Origin of the sequence: Exiguobacterium sp. s40 (assembly GCF_018617905.1) — a bacterium.
Lineage (GTDB): Bacteria > Bacillota > Bacilli > Exiguobacteriales > Exiguobacteriaceae > Exiguobacterium > Exiguobacterium mexicanum_A.
Map to the genome: position 1 here is coordinate 81609 of NZ_JACSLC010000010.1, position 14307 is coordinate 95915.

Here is a 14307-nt window from a genome sequence, read left to right on the forward strand (position 1 = left end):
TACGGGGAAAGGGGAATACAACTTGGGTCAATCGTTCAGTGAACTCATCGGTACGATTTCAAACTTTGTGTGGGGACCACCGTTATTGATTTTGCTTGTGGGGACAGGCATTTATTTGACGGTACGTCTCGGGGGAATTCAAATCACGAAGTTGCCTTACGCATTGAAGCTCGCATTCTCTAAAAATCAGGACAAGTCATCGAAAGGGGACATCAGTCACTTCCAAGCACTCATGACCGCGCTCGCGGCTACGGTCGGTACGGGGAATATCGTCGGGGTCGCGACGGCCGTCGTGCTCGGTGGGCCAGGCGCGATCGTCTGGATGTGGGTATCCGGTTTCTTCGGAATGGCGACCAAATACGCGGAAGCCGTGCTCGCGGTCAAATATCGGGTCACTGATGAGCGGGGACAAATGGCTGGGGGACCAATGTATTACTTGGAGCGCGGCTTGAAACAGCGCTGGCTCGCCGTCGCCTTCGCGGGGTTCGCTTCCCTCGCGGCGTTCGCTTCCCTCGCGGCGTTCGGGATTGGAAACGGGGTACAGACGAATTCGGTGGCGATGGCACTCCAAACGACGTTTGATGTGCCGCTTTACGTATCCGGTATCTTGATCATGATCTTCACGGGTGCGGTCATCTTAGGTGGTGTCAAATCGATCGGACGCGTCGTCAGTTACTTCGTACCGGTCATGATCGTCTTTTATCTCGGCAGTGGATTATTGATTATGATTATGAACTATACGCTCATTCCAGATGCGATTTCACTCATCTTCAGCAGCACGTTAAGCGCCGAGGCAATTGGTGGAGGAGCGATCGGGGCGGCGATTCGTTACGGGGTGGCCCGCGGCGTCTTCTCGAACGAGGCCGGTCTTGGATCGGCCCCAATCGCGGCGGCGGCGGCCAAGACGGATATGCCAGGACGTCAGGCACTCGTCTCGATGACGCAAGTGTTCCTCGATACGCTCATCGTCTGTTCGGTCACAGGGATCACGCTCGTCATGGGCGGACAAATCGGATCGGGGCTCGAAGGGGTCGCGTTGACGACGGCGACGTTCGAGCAATTTTTAGGGCCGGCTGGCGGATATATCGTGACAATCGGCCTCGTCATGTTCGCCTATTCGACGGTGCTCGGATGGTCGTATTATGGAGAACGTTCGATTCACTACTTGTTCGGCCAGAAATCGATTATTCCGTATCGCATCGCCTTCGTCCTCGTGGCCGGACTCGGCGCGATGACGACGAACCTCAACTTGGTCTGGGCCCTTTCCGATGTGTTTAACGGTTTGATGGCCATCCCGAACTTGATTGGTCTGCTGTTCTTGTCGGGTGTCGTGATCGCCGAGACGAAACGGTTCAATCAGCAACTCGAGCTCGAAAATCGAAATCGAAAAGCATCTTAACGAAACACGCCACCGTCTTCAAGGAGACGGTGGCGTGTTTCGTTTGCGGACCTCTTCGAGTCGCGCTTGCTGGAGGTGGTCAAAGACTTTGGTGATGAAGCCGATCATGATGCCGACACCAGTAATGACGTAGCCAATCGTGAACACTTTACCGAGATCGGTCGTCGGGACGAAATCCCCATAGCCGATCGTCGTGAGCGTGACGACGCTGAAATACAAGGCGTCAAGCCAACGCATGTCCTCGAACCGTGAATAAAATAGTGTCCCCGAGACGATGGTCAGGAGGGCGAGACTGAACAACACTTGAAACTCAGCGTCTTTCAGACCGCGCCAGATTCCGCGAAACATGCGACGAAACGTCAAAATAAATGAGAGCATTCGCCCGCCTCCTTTCTTTATAGGTTTGTTCGCTAAGAACAAGGGAACATCCTCTATAGAAAAGTTGGAAAGGATGATACATCATGACACGACCGATCCCGAAAGAACAAGGGCTCGACCATAGCTTGGCGTTCCTCCGGGAGGGCTACTTGTATGTCCCGAACCGCAGAAAAAGCTTTCAGTCAAACCTATTCGAAACGCGTTTGCTTGGGGAGCGAGCAATCTGTCTCGGTGGTGCCGAGGCAGCCGCTTTATTTTATGACGCGGACAAATTCGTTCGGCAAGACGCGGCACCGAAGCGGTTGCTGAAGACGTTGTTCGGGGAGGACGGGGTGCAGACGTTGGACGGTGCGGCGCATGCACATCGAAAAAAGATGTTCATGTCGCTCATGTTCCCAGGAAATATCGAGCGACTGACGAGACTTGTCAGCCGTGAATGGGAACGAGCGCTCGATGCGACCGAAGACGAAACAGTGCTCTATGATATGGCGCAAGAAGTCCTCATGCGGGCCGTTTGTGAATGGGCTGGGGTCCCGCTCGGTGAGCATGAAGTGAAACAGCGGACGGACGAGATGCGGTTGTTGTTCGAATCGGGAACGGCCCTTGGACCAAAGCACATACGTGGACGAGCGGCCCGGTCGTCGGCCGAGTCTTGGGTTCGGAAGATGGTCGAGGAAGTGCGGACGAACCGGTTGCTTCCGAACGAACAGACAGCACTGTATGAATTTTCATGGCATCGTGATGAGGCCGGGGAATTGCTTCCGGCTGACGTCGTGGCGGTCGAGGTGATCAATATTATACGACCGACCGTGGCGGTGTCGATTTACGTCTTGTTCACTGTGCTCGCGTTGCATCAGTTTCCGGAGGCTCGTGCCCGGTTGGCCTACGGCGAGACGGATTCGACATGGTTCGTCCAAGAAGTCCGGCGCTTTTATCCGTTCTTCCCGGTGACGGCTGCGCGCGTCAAACAGGACTTTGAATGGGATGGGTTTGCGTTCGAGCAAGGGACGCTCGTCTTGCTCGACTTGTATGGGACGAACCACGACCCAGCGCATTGGACCGAACCCGAACAGTTCAATCCAGACCGGTTCAAAGGTTGGACCGAGAGCCCGTTCACGTTCATCCCTCAAGGTGGCGGGGATGTGGATTTTGGGCATCGCTGCGCCGGGGAACATGTGACGATCGCCATCATGCGTGAAACGATCGACGTGTTCTTGAACCGCTATCGCTATGAGGTACCGTCTCAAGACCTTAGTTATAGTTTTGTGGACTTACCGAGTTTGCCGAAAAGCGGGCTCGTGTTGAAACAGGTTGAACGCAAATGAGTCGCCGAGAGGCGACTCATTTTGTGTGCAAGGCTAACCGTTTCGTGATCGGTTGGATTGTGATGTTCGTGTCGACCATACGGTTATCCCGTTTCGGTTCGTCGGTTCGTTCGATTTGCCATGATGTGTCATGCAACTCTTTCAAGCCGAGTGCGATGTCATAGAGGGAATGGCTCGGGTTGCCGTTCAATTGATACAGTCCCGGCCCACGTTTCGTCAAAATCTCGAACAAGGCGTCCGCCGTATCTTCTAAAAACGAGCAGGACGGGTACCAGTGTGCGCTCGCGACGATTACACCGTTTCGCTTCATCTCGGTCTCGAAATAATCCATCATATTGTTCGAACCGGGACCGTCCCCGATTTGCCAACCGAGGCGGACGATTTGGGCACCAGGATTAGTCCGGGCGATGGTTTCTTCACACGCCCGTTTATAGGCACCATATTCATCTGTTGCATCGGGCGGTGTGTCCGGGGTGATTGGTCCCGTCACACTGTCGGAGAAGACGGAGACGGTGCTCGTGAAGAGGAAGGGGATTTTATATTCCCCGCATAGGCGTGCGAGCGTATCGGCCCATTCGGCGGCGCCCATGCCGATATGAAGAAAATAAGTCGGGCGGACCGATTCGATAAAGGCTCGCATCTCAGCCTCGTCAGATGTGGACACTTTCGTGCGGTCCCACGCGACCGGCTCGATGCCGTGCCGCTTTAATGTACGGGCGACGACAGGGGCGACCGTCCCGTTCATGCCTGTCAAAATTGCTTTCATTACTTATTCCTCCCTTCTGTTTGTATCATCCCACACTTCACTGTCCGACAAACCCTTTGAAAGAAGCTTTGTGCTAGACTGATGGATGGAGGCGATAAAGATGAATATTCGAAAAGCGACACCGGATGACAGCACGCAAATCGCACCGCTCGTTTACGCGGCGATTCACGAAATTGCGTATTCGTTGACCGGTACGTCAGACCAACAACAAGTACTCGAACGACTCTCGATGTGGATTGGTCAGCCCGGAAACCGCTTGAGCTATGAAAACGTTTGGGTGGCGGAAAACGAGACAGTGATGGCGGGCATTCTGATTGCCTACCACGGGGAACGGGCATCGCAGTTGGATGAACCGATCAAGGCGTGGCTCCGGACCCAAGGGCAACCGGACACGTTAGACGTCGAAACGTCAGGGGATGTGCTCTATATCGATTCGGTCGCTGTCGACTCGTCGTTCGGCGGCCGTGGGATCGGGACGAAACTGATTCAACAAGCGATTGACCATGCCCGTGAGACAGGCATCCCACAAGTCACGCTCAACGTTGACCAGACGAATCCGGCAGCCGGGCGGTTATATGAGCGGCTCGGTTTCAAAAAAGTGAAAGAAATCGATATCTCCGGAGGACGGTTTGATTATATGGCGCTCGCGCTTTGACTGAACCGTCAATCGGTCAATTATCAGTCTTAAAACCGATGCAAAATGATTGCGACTCGGCTATACTAAATGCTTGAAATGAATCAGTAGTGAAAAAGGAGATCATGTATGGAATGGAAAAATATCCTGCGCGGCATCGCGATGGGGACGAGTGACTTGATTCCCGGTGTCAGTGGTGGGACGATTGCAGTTATTTTAGGAATTTATGACCGGTTGATCGAAGCGATCAGTGGGATTTTCAGTCGACATTGGAAACAGCATATCTTGTTCTTGATTCCGCTCGGGATCGGGATGGCGGGTGCGATTTTAGGTCTTAGCCGCGTAATCGAATTTTTGCTGCTTGAATATTACGAGCCGACCCAGTTCTTTTTCATCGGGTTGATTCTCGGGATAATCCCGTTGCTCCTGTTTGAATTTCGATCGCGTGCGGTCATGCGTCCGGTACATATCGTCGCCATGGCGATCGGGGCCATTCTTGTGGCGAGCATGGCTATCATTAAACCGACGGATACGGCCATCATTACAGAACTTTCCACAAGTACGGCGATCCTGTTGTTCTTCTCAGGATGGCTCGGTAGTATGGCCATGTTGTTACCAGGGATTAGCGGCTCGTTCGTCTTGCTTCTCATCGGGGTCTATCCAACCGTCATCAGTGCGTTATCGAACTTGAATATTCTCATCATCGGTATCGTCGGTCTTGGGGTGGCGGTCGGTTTCATCGTCAGCAGTAAAGTGATCCGCTATTTGCTCGGCCATTTTCCAGGCATGACGTTTTCCGTCATTTTAGGCCTCGTCATCGGCTCGCTCGCGGTCGTATTCCCGGGTCTCCCGGACACGACGCTCATGTGGGTGCTCAGTATCCTCTCATTTGGGGCAGGCTTTATGATCGTCCGTCTGCTCGGACGCTTCTCTGTATAAAAAACATGCACGACCGTCATCGATTGACGGCGTGCATGTTTTTGGTTTATTCAGCGATTGTTGCTCAATAGATGAACGGGATCAATCTTTTACGCGATTTGGCCCACGTTCGATACGCGCTCCCGAAATGAGAGGTCAGCATCTTCTCTTCTATGTGAATTCGCCATAACAGCGCTAAACCAATCGAGAATGTGCCGAATAAGGCGATGCCCCAATGCGTGAAGTAAAGTGAAAACCCGAGTGTGATAAACAAGAGCCCTGTGTAGAGCGGGTGACGTAAATAGCGATACGGCCCCGAACTGACGAGTTCATCCTCGGGACGGACGACGACGTGACGGGTGAACTGATGGCGCAACTGCCCGATGCCCCAATAGCGGAGCGACACTCCGGCTACGTAGCAACCGAGTCCGAGCAGACGTTGGGGAAGCGTTTGACGTACATCTGTCCAGACGGATAATCCGATGGAAACCGCGAACACGATGACCATGATCAATGAAACGATGTAAAAACTGGCGTGCTCACTGGCGCCGTCGGTCGGCTCGGACCGATTTCGGTAACGCCAAATTTCATATAGCCAAGCGACTGAGATGAGAATGAAGAACCCGTCTAACCAATCCATAGCGTGCCTCCTTTCTCAGTATCTTCCACTCAATACCCGCGTCTTCCTCCCCAAAAACGCACGCTGAATGAAAAAACGTCTCGCAATGTGCGGGACGTTAAGTAGTGCTCAGCCGATTAATGCGCGTTGGCAAGCAGTGCTGCGGCGACCTGTTTGTCGTGTTTCACTTCGTTTGTCTCTTCTTTGATCAAGTGATACGTGAGACACATCGGCTTCTCGGTCCGCGGGTCGCGACCGATGATGGCATCGATGTGGAATACTTGTCTGAGGACGAGCGGACAGATGACTTCTTCGGCCGTTCCTGTCGCGAGTACTTCGCCGTCTTTCATCGCGACGATGTGATCGGCAAAGCGAGCGGCCTGATTCAAGTCGTGGAGGACCATGACGATGGTTCGTCCTTGGTCTCGATTGAGCGTCTCGAGCAGTTCGAGTACTTCGAGCTGATGGGCCAAGTCGAGATACGTCGTCGGTTCATCCAAGAAAATCAAATCGGTCTCTTGGGCGAGCGCCATCGCAATCCATACACGCTGACGTTGTCCGCCTGAGAGGGCATCGACGCTGCGGTCTTTATAGGCGAGCGTCCCGGTCACGTCAAGCGCCCAATCAATCACTTCATGATCATGTTTCGAAAGGCGGCCAAATCCGGATTGATAAGGGAACCGGCCGTAGGAGACGAGTTCTCCAACCGTCAATCCGCCGGCACCTTCTGGCGTTTGCGGCAGGATCGCCATTTTTCGGGCGATCTCTTTCGTGTTACATTTGGCGATGTCGGCTCCGTCCAAATGGACTGAACCGTTAGACGGAGAAAGAATCCGGGTCATCGCCTTCAAGAGCGTCGATTTTCCACAGCCGTTCGGTCCGATGATCGTCGTGATTTTATGGTCGGGAATCGACAAGCTCAATTGTTTTACAATCGTCTTGTCGCCATATCCGACCTCGATATCTGTCGTATGTATCCGTGACATGATGGATTCCCCTTTCCGTAGATGACGCCCGTGATAATGATTCTCAATATCGAATCTACTATAGCAAGTGCCACACATCGTGTCAATGTTTGTTTGATGTCAAAATAGATTGTCGACAGACGTGTTTCAAGGTATAGTGAATGAGAATGAGAATCAATGGCGCTGGAGTTTCAAGGAAGGGTGAGGGCGATGAGCGAACAAGATGTATATGATGTAACGATTATTGGGGGCGGACCAGCCGGACTATATGCGACGTTTTATAGTGGGCTTCGTGGGATGAAGACGAAATTGATTGAGTTTCAACCACATCTCGGCGGCAAAATCCATGTCTATCCAGAGAAGATGATTTGGGACGTCGGCGGGGTCACACCGACGACCGGTGCTCGCCTTATCGAACAATTGGTGGAACAAGGCTTGACGTTTGATCCGACCGTCGTGCTCGGAGAGAAAGTCGAATCGATGACGAAGGACAACCAAGGCCATTTCGTACTCGATACGACACATGGACAGCATGTTTCCAAGACGGTCATCGTCGCGACAGGAAGCGGCATCCTACAACCACAGAAAATCGATATCAGCGGGGCAGAGCGCTTCGAGGTCTCGAATTTACACTATACGGTCAAATCGCTCATGGCGTTCAAAGGAAAGACAGTGTTGATCTCAGGGGGCGGCAACAGTGCCATCGACTGGGCCAATGAGCTCGAACCGATTGCTGAGCGCGTCATTTTAACGTACCGGAAAGAAGCGCTCAAGGGACATGAGTCACAAGTCGATAAATTGCTTTGTGGCCGTGTCGACTGTCGGTTGCATACGCAAATCGAAGACCTCATCTCTCGGGATGGGACGACGATTCATGCGGTTTCGCTCGTCGATTGCGGGACGGGGGAACGTGATCTCGTAGAAGTCGACGAAGTCGTCATCAACCATGGGTACGAGCAGGATACGGCGCTGCTCGGTGATTGCGAGTTACAAGTCGAGATGGTGGATGGTTTTTACGTGAAAGGCAATGCGAGCAGCGAGTCATCGGTGCCAGGTTTATATGCAGCGGGCGATATCTTAACGCATGAAGGGAAAGTCCATCTGATTGCCGGTGCTTTCCAAGATGCGGCCAATGCCGTCAACCGTGCAAAGACGTTCATCGATCCGGACGCCACGAAAGCGGCGATGGTGTCCTCGCACAACGAACGGTTGAAGACAAAAAACCGTGATATCATCGAGCAGGCATTACAAAAGCAGTGAGGGGCTCCCTCACTGCTTGTTTGTTGTCGGATAGTCGCACAGTTCGACGATGACGCCGCCCGAATGACGTGGGTCCATATAGATGAGACGTCGGCCTTTTGCCGTCGTCCGCAACGTGTCCTCTAAAAAGGAAATGCCGTCTCGTTTGAGCGACTCGATCGATTGGGTTAAGTCATCAACCCGGTAGGCGATATGGTGGACGCCTTTGCCTCGTGCTTTCATGAAGCGGGCGATTGGACTCGTTGGGCTCGTCGGCAACAACAGTTCAATCACATCGTCACCGACGTGGATGACGGCGATTTCCGTCTCGACGCCGACCGCTGTGTTTGTGTAGCGATCGACGAGCTTCCCTTGTAGGACGGTCGTGTAAAATGAAATCGCTTCGTCTAAATCACGGACAGCGATTCCGGTATGGTCAATGTGCATCTTGATCCCTCCTCACACTCTAGTTTGACGAAACTTGAACAAAATGTCACTTCACAACGTTTTGTCGGAATCCGATATACTGAAAGAGGGAGGGACGGCGAAATGAACGGAAAGATCACTCTTGGATTGATCAGCGCGTTCGCGCTGGTGTCATTTGTGTTTGGACTCTCACTTGCGACGTTTGTCGATTATCGGATCAATGAAGAACAAGTCGTCCTGGAACGATTGACGACACATAAAAAAATTGGTCCTGCTGAAATCTTGTCGACGGAAGTGGACTTTCATTTGAACGGTTCCAATTATGCCCTGCGTTTTACAGACGAGCCACATATCACCTATTGGTTCAGCGTGGCGGACCGCGAGATCCAATTCGATCGAATCGAATCGTTGGATCGGCGCGATACAGGACTTAGAACCGATCTTTTTGAACAGATGCCACCGCTCGCGATGGAATCGACAAACGCTGCCGAATGAAAACACGAAACGAACGAGTCCGATGAAGGACCCAGAACGTTTCGTGTTTTTTTTACTGTTTACTGTACAGAAGGATAAGGGACCAATTCTTTTAAAAATGTATGAGTGCTAACAGATGTTTGGGTGGCTTTTTGTTTTAGCAGGGCGTCTCGCAAGCTTGGTTGGAGCGATGTCACGGTGACCTTGACGTCTTGAATCTTTTTCAACTTTATGAAAGATGATTGTTGGAGGAACGAGAGACCTTCTCGGGTCGTGAATGAGTCGCACGTCATGTGGAGCTCATGAATATGCAAGCGCGAGAACTCGATTCGGCTATACATCGTGCCCACGACAGCACCGTTCCGTCTCAATGAATGGAACGCACCTTGATTTCGATGACATTCGTCGATGGTTCTAGCCGAAACCGGTAAGGCGCCTGGCAAAAGACGGGCGTACTGATTGCGGGTCGATGACCATAACGCATACGTTTCCGGATGCTCAAGGCAGAGTTGCCATTGCGCGTATGTCTCTTTTTGGAACGGTAGTACAGGTAAATCATAAACGGTCGACTCAAGATGAGGTGTGAACCCGATGGCGGTGAACGAATCGAGTCGTTGAAGTGCCTTTGCGTTTTGGACATTTAAAGAGACCATCGTTTTTTGTCCGATATGCGGATGGAATTGATACAAGACGCGATCGATCAACCCACGCAATGCCGCGAAGTTTGTATAGGCTGCATCAGTCATGCGAATCTGTTGGGTGGTGGGGAGGTCACGATAATCCACGGTGATGGCGGCCATGAGCTCATTTCCTAGCCAACCGGTATACAACGAGCACTGTGGTGGAAAGCTGAACAGATTCGGGACGTGCTGAGGGGGATAAAGATTGTGGAGCAATGGTCGAAGATGGGGTGGAAGTTCACGACTTTCTTTGATTGTAAAGGTCTGCTTCATCCGAGCGGTCCTACTTTCTATATAAAATGAGATACCCTTAAATTGTAAGCGTTACCACATATAAATGCTCGTATTAAATTGATGAACATTTATTGGGAAATCAAGGGCGTATTTGTTTCAAAAAACACCCAAAAATCTTTCCGATTTGACGTGGAAATGGCTCAAGGACGAGACTCTATCTGGCTAAGACATACATAAAGAGGTTTGATGGCGGAGGATGAAACAGGGTGTGATATTTGTTAAAACGTAGAACAATCCAATTCATGTTAAATGAAAAAGACATGCTATACTGATGGGTAAGAAACGAGTCAAGGAGACGACTATGCGATACGTAATAAGTTTTTGGTTATTAGCAGTAGTGTTGATGGGTATACCGCATACGGCGCAGGCGGAAACGAATCCGATCGTTGTCCATGAGAACGTCATCGTTGACGAAGCGGTAGAACTATATGAAGGGTTTCGCTCCCCGAACGAGATGGTGTTCATTTTTGTATTGATTGTATTATTATCCGTGATTGGGCTAGGGATTATCAATGCGATTGAATAACGTGAAAACGTTCACAAAAATGCAATATCTGAATCGGAAGCGGTTTCAAATCTGATTTATACTAAACGTGTAGGAAGGAAGTTCTGCACCAACTTCCCCTCCTTTTCAGATGAACACCCCTCGTTCATATCATGTTTTGGAGTCAACCGACGCTGTCGATTGACTCCCTTTTTTGTATGATTAAAATTGGATTCGTTTTTCTTTGGCGAGTCGTCGCAATCGTTTCGTTTCATTCGCATGGCCACGACTTTCGAGCATATTCACATATACTTTGAACGGTTCTGAACGATGGGAGAAGAAAGGGATATATTCGGCGAACAACTTTTGTTCGGCTTCTGATAAATGGCCGCGCTCCACGAGTAATTCCAGCTCAAGCATCTTTAAGGCTTGATAGTCGGCAAGGGCGTTCTCGTCTGTGTGGGCTTTGGCTAATGTGCGGTCGCACAACGTGGTCAAACGTTCACGGAGCAAATTCCATTCGGACGAGTTATAAGATTGATCGAGGAGTGTCGAGAGCAGGTCGACCCGAGTCGAGTCAACATCTTTTGGGACATGGAGTGCGGTGTATAAGGAACGATCGATCCAAACGGCGGTCGTGGGGGCATCAAGTTGATAATACTGAATCAGTTGGGATAACATCGTGGTTTGAGACAATTTTAACAACCGGAAAGGATCGCTCGTTGTGAAGAGCGGTTCTTCTCCCGCTGAAGACGACAGCAACAAAAACATTTCTTCGTACATCGTCCGGGCCTCGGACTCGTCATCCGCGTAATAGGCTAAATCGCGAATGATTTTTTTCGCATGAATGTACCAATTTTTTTGGTCACGTTCACTCATCACTTGGTTCGGGACTACATATAAGTGATCATAAGCCAATTCGACAAAACGTTCAGCGAGGACGATGGTTTGTGAGAGCGAATGACGTTCGTCTGACGATTTTTGTTCTTTATATCGTGTGAACTGGCTGACCATAAAGTCGATGTCTTTCTCTTCAATCACGGTTTTAGGGATGTTTCGATACATCTCGACAATCACATCGCGAAGCGTGGCTTCGCCGTACTGTTCTAGCAACATCCGTAACTTCCCGATACGCATTAGCTCTCCCTCCTTTCAAGAGGACGTCGAACAAAGTAACTGTCCGCAGATGGGCAGACACCAATTATTATTCCTTTCCCGCTTTCGATTCAAAACAACCCTTCCGTCTCATGCTTGAGACGGATTTTTACGTTAACCGTTGTCAGAAAAACGTTTGTCGATGATAATGTAGAAAAATCTAACCATAATTGAGGTATTGCATATGAATGACGATCAACACTTATCACGTGTCGAACGCAGAAAGCGTGAGCTCGAACGGGAACGGTTGAGTGAAGAGGCTCAGCTAAACGAACAAGCTCGACACGAAACGATAAATCATCAAACAAACGAAGAGAACCCGGAAAGATGGGAGACGGGCCGGCAAGCAGAGACGACACAAGGCGAGCATCCGTTTCTAAACCGAGCGCATGAACAGTCGTCTGAACCAAAAAAGAAAGCGCGCGACGTCCGGAAACCGAAAGCGAAGTTAACTCTTCCGTTCGGCACGAAACGTAAATCAAAGCCACGTCGAGAAGAACGACGGGAACCGAGACGCCAAACACGTGAACCGGAACGAACTCACGTCAAACATGAGGCGACCGTACCGAAAGACAAACCGCGCCGCCGGAAGTGGAAAGGGAAGCTATTGCTTGTCATATTGCTCCTCCTCATCGGAGTCGGCTATATGGCAACGCGTCCTGTCACGTTTTTAGTGATGGGAAGTGACGCCCGCGTCGGAGAATCATTATCTGGATCACGGACGGACTCTTTACAGTTGATGGAATTTGTACCACGTTCACGCACTGTTCAAAACGTCTCGATTCCGCGGGACACGTATACAGCGATTCCTTGCGAACCAGAACGAGAAGGCGATAAGATCACCCATGCGTTTGCCTATGGCGGTGCGGATTGTACGGTCGGGGCGGTAGAAGGACTGACGGAAACCTCGGTTGACGGTCAAGTCGTGATCACGTTTGAAACGTTTATGGAATTGATTGACCTCGTCGGCGGCGTCAACGTCACAGCGACTCACTCGTTCAGCGAGAAAGGCTTCAATCAAACGTATGAGTACACAGAAGGAGTGTCTTACGCCATGGACGGGGACATGGCGCTCGCCTACGCCCGTCACCGGAAGACAGACACGGACGGTGCCCGCTCTAACCGCCAAACCGAAGTCATGTCGGCCGTCGCCGATAAATTGGCCAGTCCGACGGGGTGGACGAAAATCCCGGCGACGTATCGTTTCATGAAAGACGAAATGGGACTCGAAATGAATCCGTTGCAGATGGCATCGATCGGAATGACGATGGTATTACAGCCGCAGGTGGATAAACTTCAAATCGAAGGAGAAGACGCCTACATCGATAACGTCTATTACTATCAACCGACCGAAGCGAGTGTTCAAGCCATTCGTGACGCCCTCGACTTGACGATGTGGGGAACGGTGAGATAATTTCGCGAAAAGGGTTTGATTCCGTTCCGAAAGAGGAAATTTAATCAAATGAACTACTCTTTTGAGGAGGGAAATTTGAATGAAAGTTTTAGTCATTGGAGCAACAGGAAAGATCGGTAGACGTGTATTGAAAAGTTTAGCGAAATCGCATCAAGTGACCGCTTTAATTCGTTATCCTGAACTACAGGCAGAGTATGAAAAGATGGGTGCGCGCGTGCTCACCGTCGACGTCGAGAAAGAATTGGATAAAGGGATTCACGAGGCGACCTCGGGACAAGATGCCGTCATCATCGCGGCAACGGCAGGGGCAGATGGATCAAGCAAGGAAATCGAACTGCTGGACCGCAACGTCGCGATGAAAGCGATTGACGCTGCTAAAAAAGAACGTGTCCGTCACGTCGTCTTGCTCAGTGCATACGGCGCGGATCAACCGGACGCGGCACCGAAAGAACATTTCAACTTCTTGTCTGCCAATAACGCGGCCGATGAGTATATCGAACATAGCGGTTTAAACTACACGATCATTTGCCCAGTGACAATTGTAGATGGGCCAGGGAAAGGCTCGATTGAGGCATCGGAAGACTTGAGTGATGCGAATGGTGCGACGATTTCTGAAACGGACGTCGCGACGATCATCACCGCTTCGCTCGATAATCGTGGGTTGTATGGCCGTCGGATCGAAGTGAAATCCGGCAGTACCCCAATCAATGAAGCACTCGATTTTGACAGTCGTGGAGAAGTGGCGACTGGAGGCAGAACGACGCTTCGTCGACCACAACGCTAACGAAAATCTGGAGGAGAAGGTGTCCTGATGCAACGAAAATTGTATAAAGATCCGTCTGATCAAATGATTGCCGGTGTCTGTTCGGGACTAGGGAAATACCTCGGGGTCGATGTCACGTTAATGCGCATCATCTTCGTCGTCCTCGCTTTGTTCGGGGGTCCTGGTCTATTGATTTATATCGTCCTGGCCATCGTCATGAAAAAACCGCCGTCAGAGTATGAGGCGGAGCAAGAAAATCGCTTTTAACAAAACGAGCTGACCGCATTAAACTGTACCCTGAGTAGTAGACACTAAAAAAAAGTCTACTGCTCAGGGTTTTTGTGTACACTGGACTAAATCATATTGGGAGTGAA

At 50.9% G+C, this 14307-nt stretch carries 17 protein-coding genes; 10 read left to right on the forward strand and 7 right to left on the reverse strand.

The window, feature by feature from the left end; all coding sequences use genetic code 11:
- Positions 1-22 precede the first annotated feature (22 nt).
- Positions 23-1399: an alanine/glycine:cation symporter family protein gene (locus tag KNP02_RS10175; RefSeq protein WP_371819477.1), complete on the forward strand. Its 1377-nt coding sequence runs from the start codon at positions 23-25 to the stop codon at positions 1397-1399.
- An 18-nt stretch (positions 1400-1417) separates the two neighbouring features.
- Here KNP02_RS10175 and KNP02_RS10180 read toward each other — a convergent pair whose 3' ends face one another.
- Positions 1418-1777, reverse strand: a complete 360-nt coding sequence (locus KNP02_RS10180; RefSeq protein WP_214708901.1) for a potassium channel family protein — start codon at positions 1775-1777, stop codon at positions 1418-1420.
- Positions 1778-1860: 83 nt separating this feature from the next.
- Here KNP02_RS10180 and cypC point away from each other — a divergent pair, with 83 nt between their 5' ends.
- Positions 1861-3102 (forward strand): CYP152 family fatty-acid peroxygenase CypC, encoded by a 1242-nt coding sequence (gene cypC / locus KNP02_RS10185; RefSeq protein ID WP_214708903.1) that lies wholly within the window; start codon positions 1861-1863, stop codon positions 3100-3102.
- Positions 3103-3118: 16 nt separating this feature from the next.
- On the opposite strand, the gene KNP02_RS10190 is transcribed toward cypC, so the two are convergent.
- Positions 3119-3868, reverse strand: a complete 750-nt coding sequence (locus tag KNP02_RS10190) for a sugar nucleotide-binding protein (protein ID WP_214708905.1) — start codon at positions 3866-3868, stop codon at positions 3119-3121.
- A 100-nt stretch (positions 3869-3968) separates the two neighbouring features.
- On the opposite strand from KNP02_RS10190, the gene KNP02_RS10195 reads away from it, so the two are divergent.
- On the forward strand, positions 3969-4523 hold the full coding sequence (locus KNP02_RS10195; protein ID WP_034781193.1) for a GNAT family N-acetyltransferase: 555 nt from the start codon (positions 3969-3971) through the stop codon (positions 4521-4523).
- Positions 4524-4631: 108 nt separating this feature from the next.
- Complete coding sequence (locus KNP02_RS10200) at positions 4632-5441, forward strand: DUF368 domain-containing protein (RefSeq protein WP_214708907.1); 810 nt, start codon at positions 4632-4634, stop codon at positions 5439-5441.
- A 64-nt stretch (positions 5442-5505) separates the two neighbouring features.
- Here KNP02_RS10200 and KNP02_RS10205 read toward each other — a convergent pair whose 3' ends face one another.
- Positions 5506-6060: a methyltransferase family protein gene (locus KNP02_RS10205; RefSeq protein WP_214708909.1), complete on the reverse strand. Its 555-nt coding sequence runs from the start codon at positions 6058-6060 to the stop codon at positions 5506-5508.
- Between the two features lie 116 nt (positions 6061-6176).
- Positions 6177-7025, reverse strand: coding sequence for an ABC transporter ATP-binding protein (locus KNP02_RS10210; protein WP_034781188.1), 849 nt, complete (start codon positions 7023-7025; stop codon positions 6177-6179).
- Between the two features lie 189 nt (positions 7026-7214).
- Between KNP02_RS10210 and KNP02_RS10215 the strand changes: the two genes are divergently transcribed.
- Positions 7215-8264: an NAD(P)/FAD-dependent oxidoreductase gene (locus KNP02_RS10215; protein ID WP_034781187.1), complete on the forward strand. Its 1050-nt coding sequence runs from the start codon at positions 7215-7217 to the stop codon at positions 8262-8264.
- A 9-nt stretch (positions 8265-8273) separates the two neighbouring features.
- On the opposite strand, the gene KNP02_RS10220 is transcribed toward KNP02_RS10215, so the two are convergent.
- Positions 8274-8690: a VOC family protein gene (locus KNP02_RS10220; RefSeq protein ID WP_138859966.1), complete on the reverse strand. Its 417-nt coding sequence runs from the start codon at positions 8688-8690 to the stop codon at positions 8274-8276.
- 102 nt (positions 8691-8792) lie between these two features.
- Between KNP02_RS10220 and KNP02_RS10225 the strand changes: the two genes are divergently transcribed.
- Positions 8793-9164, forward strand: a complete 372-nt coding sequence (locus tag KNP02_RS10225; protein WP_034781184.1) for a hypothetical protein — start codon at positions 8793-8795, stop codon at positions 9162-9164.
- A gap of 59 nt (positions 9165-9223) precedes the next feature.
- Here KNP02_RS10225 and KNP02_RS10230 read toward each other — a convergent pair whose 3' ends face one another.
- Positions 9224-9943, reverse strand: coding sequence for a hypothetical protein (locus KNP02_RS10230; protein ID WP_214712212.1), 720 nt, complete (start codon positions 9941-9943; stop codon positions 9224-9226).
- A gap of 475 nt (positions 9944-10418) precedes the next feature.
- Here KNP02_RS10230 and KNP02_RS10235 point away from each other — a divergent pair, with 475 nt between their 5' ends.
- A complete protein-coding gene (locus KNP02_RS10235; protein ID WP_034781182.1) occupies positions 10419-10643 on the forward strand; it encodes a hypothetical protein in 225 nt (74 codons plus the stop codon).
- A gap of 180 nt (positions 10644-10823) precedes the next feature.
- Here KNP02_RS10235 and KNP02_RS10240 read toward each other — a convergent pair whose 3' ends face one another.
- Positions 10824-11738: a hypothetical protein gene (locus KNP02_RS10240; RefSeq protein ID WP_214708913.1), complete on the reverse strand. Its 915-nt coding sequence runs from the start codon at positions 11736-11738 to the stop codon at positions 10824-10826.
- 202 nt (positions 11739-11940) lie between these two features.
- On the opposite strand from KNP02_RS10240, the gene KNP02_RS10245 reads away from it, so the two are divergent.
- From KNP02_RS10245 to KNP02_RS10255, 3 genes are all read left to right on the forward strand, one after another.
- Entirely contained in the window at positions 11941-13170 is a 1230-nt protein-coding gene (locus KNP02_RS10245) for an LCP family protein (protein WP_214708915.1), read from the forward strand.
- Positions 13171-13249: 79 nt separating this feature from the next.
- Positions 13250-13954, forward strand: coding sequence for an SDR family oxidoreductase (locus tag KNP02_RS10250; RefSeq protein ID WP_034781176.1), 705 nt, complete (start codon positions 13250-13252; stop codon positions 13952-13954).
- Positions 13955-13981: 27 nt separating this feature from the next.
- Complete coding sequence (locus KNP02_RS10255) at positions 13982-14200, forward strand: PspC domain-containing protein (protein WP_214708917.1); 219 nt, start codon at positions 13982-13984, stop codon at positions 14198-14200.
- Positions 14201-14307: the final 107 nt, after the last annotated feature.

Bases quoted from the DNA above. Each gene is read 5' to 3' on its own strand.
- KNP02_RS10180 (WP_214708901.1), bottom strand. From the start codon at position 1,777: ATGCTCTCATTTATTTTGACGTTTCGTCGCATGTTTCGCGGAATCTGG.
- cypC (WP_214708903.1), top strand. From the start codon at position 1,861: ATGACACGACCGATCCCGAAAGAACAAGGGCTCGACCATAGCTTGGCG.
- KNP02_RS10190 (WP_214708905.1), bottom strand. From the start codon at position 3,868: ATGAAAGCAATTTTGACAGGCATGAACGGGACGGTCGCCCCTGTCGTC.
- KNP02_RS10195 (WP_034781193.1), top strand. From the start codon at position 3,969: ATGAATATTCGAAAAGCGACACCGGATGACAGCACGCAAATCGCACCG.
- KNP02_RS10200 (WP_214708907.1), top strand. From the start codon at position 4,632: ATGGAATGGAAAAATATCCTGCGCGGCATCGCGATGGGGACGAGTGAC.
- KNP02_RS10205 (WP_214708909.1), bottom strand. From the start codon at position 6,060: ATGGATTGGTTAGACGGGTTCTTCATTCTCATCTCAGTCGCTTGGCTA.
- KNP02_RS10210 (WP_034781188.1), bottom strand. From the start codon at position 7,025: ATGTCACGGATACATACGACAGATATCGAGGTCGGATATGGCGACAAG.
- KNP02_RS10215 (WP_034781187.1), top strand. From the start codon at position 7,215: ATGAGCGAACAAGATGTATATGATGTAACGATTATTGGGGGCGGACCA.
- KNP02_RS10220 (WP_138859966.1), bottom strand. From the start codon at position 8,690: ATGCACATTGACCATACCGGAATCGCTGTCCGTGATTTAGACGAAGCG.
- KNP02_RS10225 (WP_034781184.1), top strand. From the start codon at position 8,793: ATGAACGGAAAGATCACTCTTGGATTGATCAGCGCGTTCGCGCTGGTG.
- KNP02_RS10230 (WP_214712212.1), bottom strand. From the start codon at position 9,943: ATGGCCGCCATCACCGTGGATTATCGTGACCTCCCCACCACCCAACAG.
- KNP02_RS10235 (WP_034781182.1), top strand. From the start codon at position 10,419: ATGCGATACGTAATAAGTTTTTGGTTATTAGCAGTAGTGTTGATGGGT.
- KNP02_RS10240 (WP_214708913.1), bottom strand. From the start codon at position 11,738: ATGCGTATCGGGAAGTTACGGATGTTGCTAGAACAGTACGGCGAAGCC.
- KNP02_RS10245 (WP_214708915.1), top strand. From the start codon at position 11,941: ATGAATGACGATCAACACTTATCACGTGTCGAACGCAGAAAGCGTGAG.
- KNP02_RS10250 (WP_034781176.1), top strand. From the start codon at position 13,250: ATGAAAGTTTTAGTCATTGGAGCAACAGGAAAGATCGGTAGACGTGTA.
- KNP02_RS10255 (WP_214708917.1), top strand. From the start codon at position 13,982: ATGCAACGAAAATTGTATAAAGATCCGTCTGATCAAATGATTGCCGGT.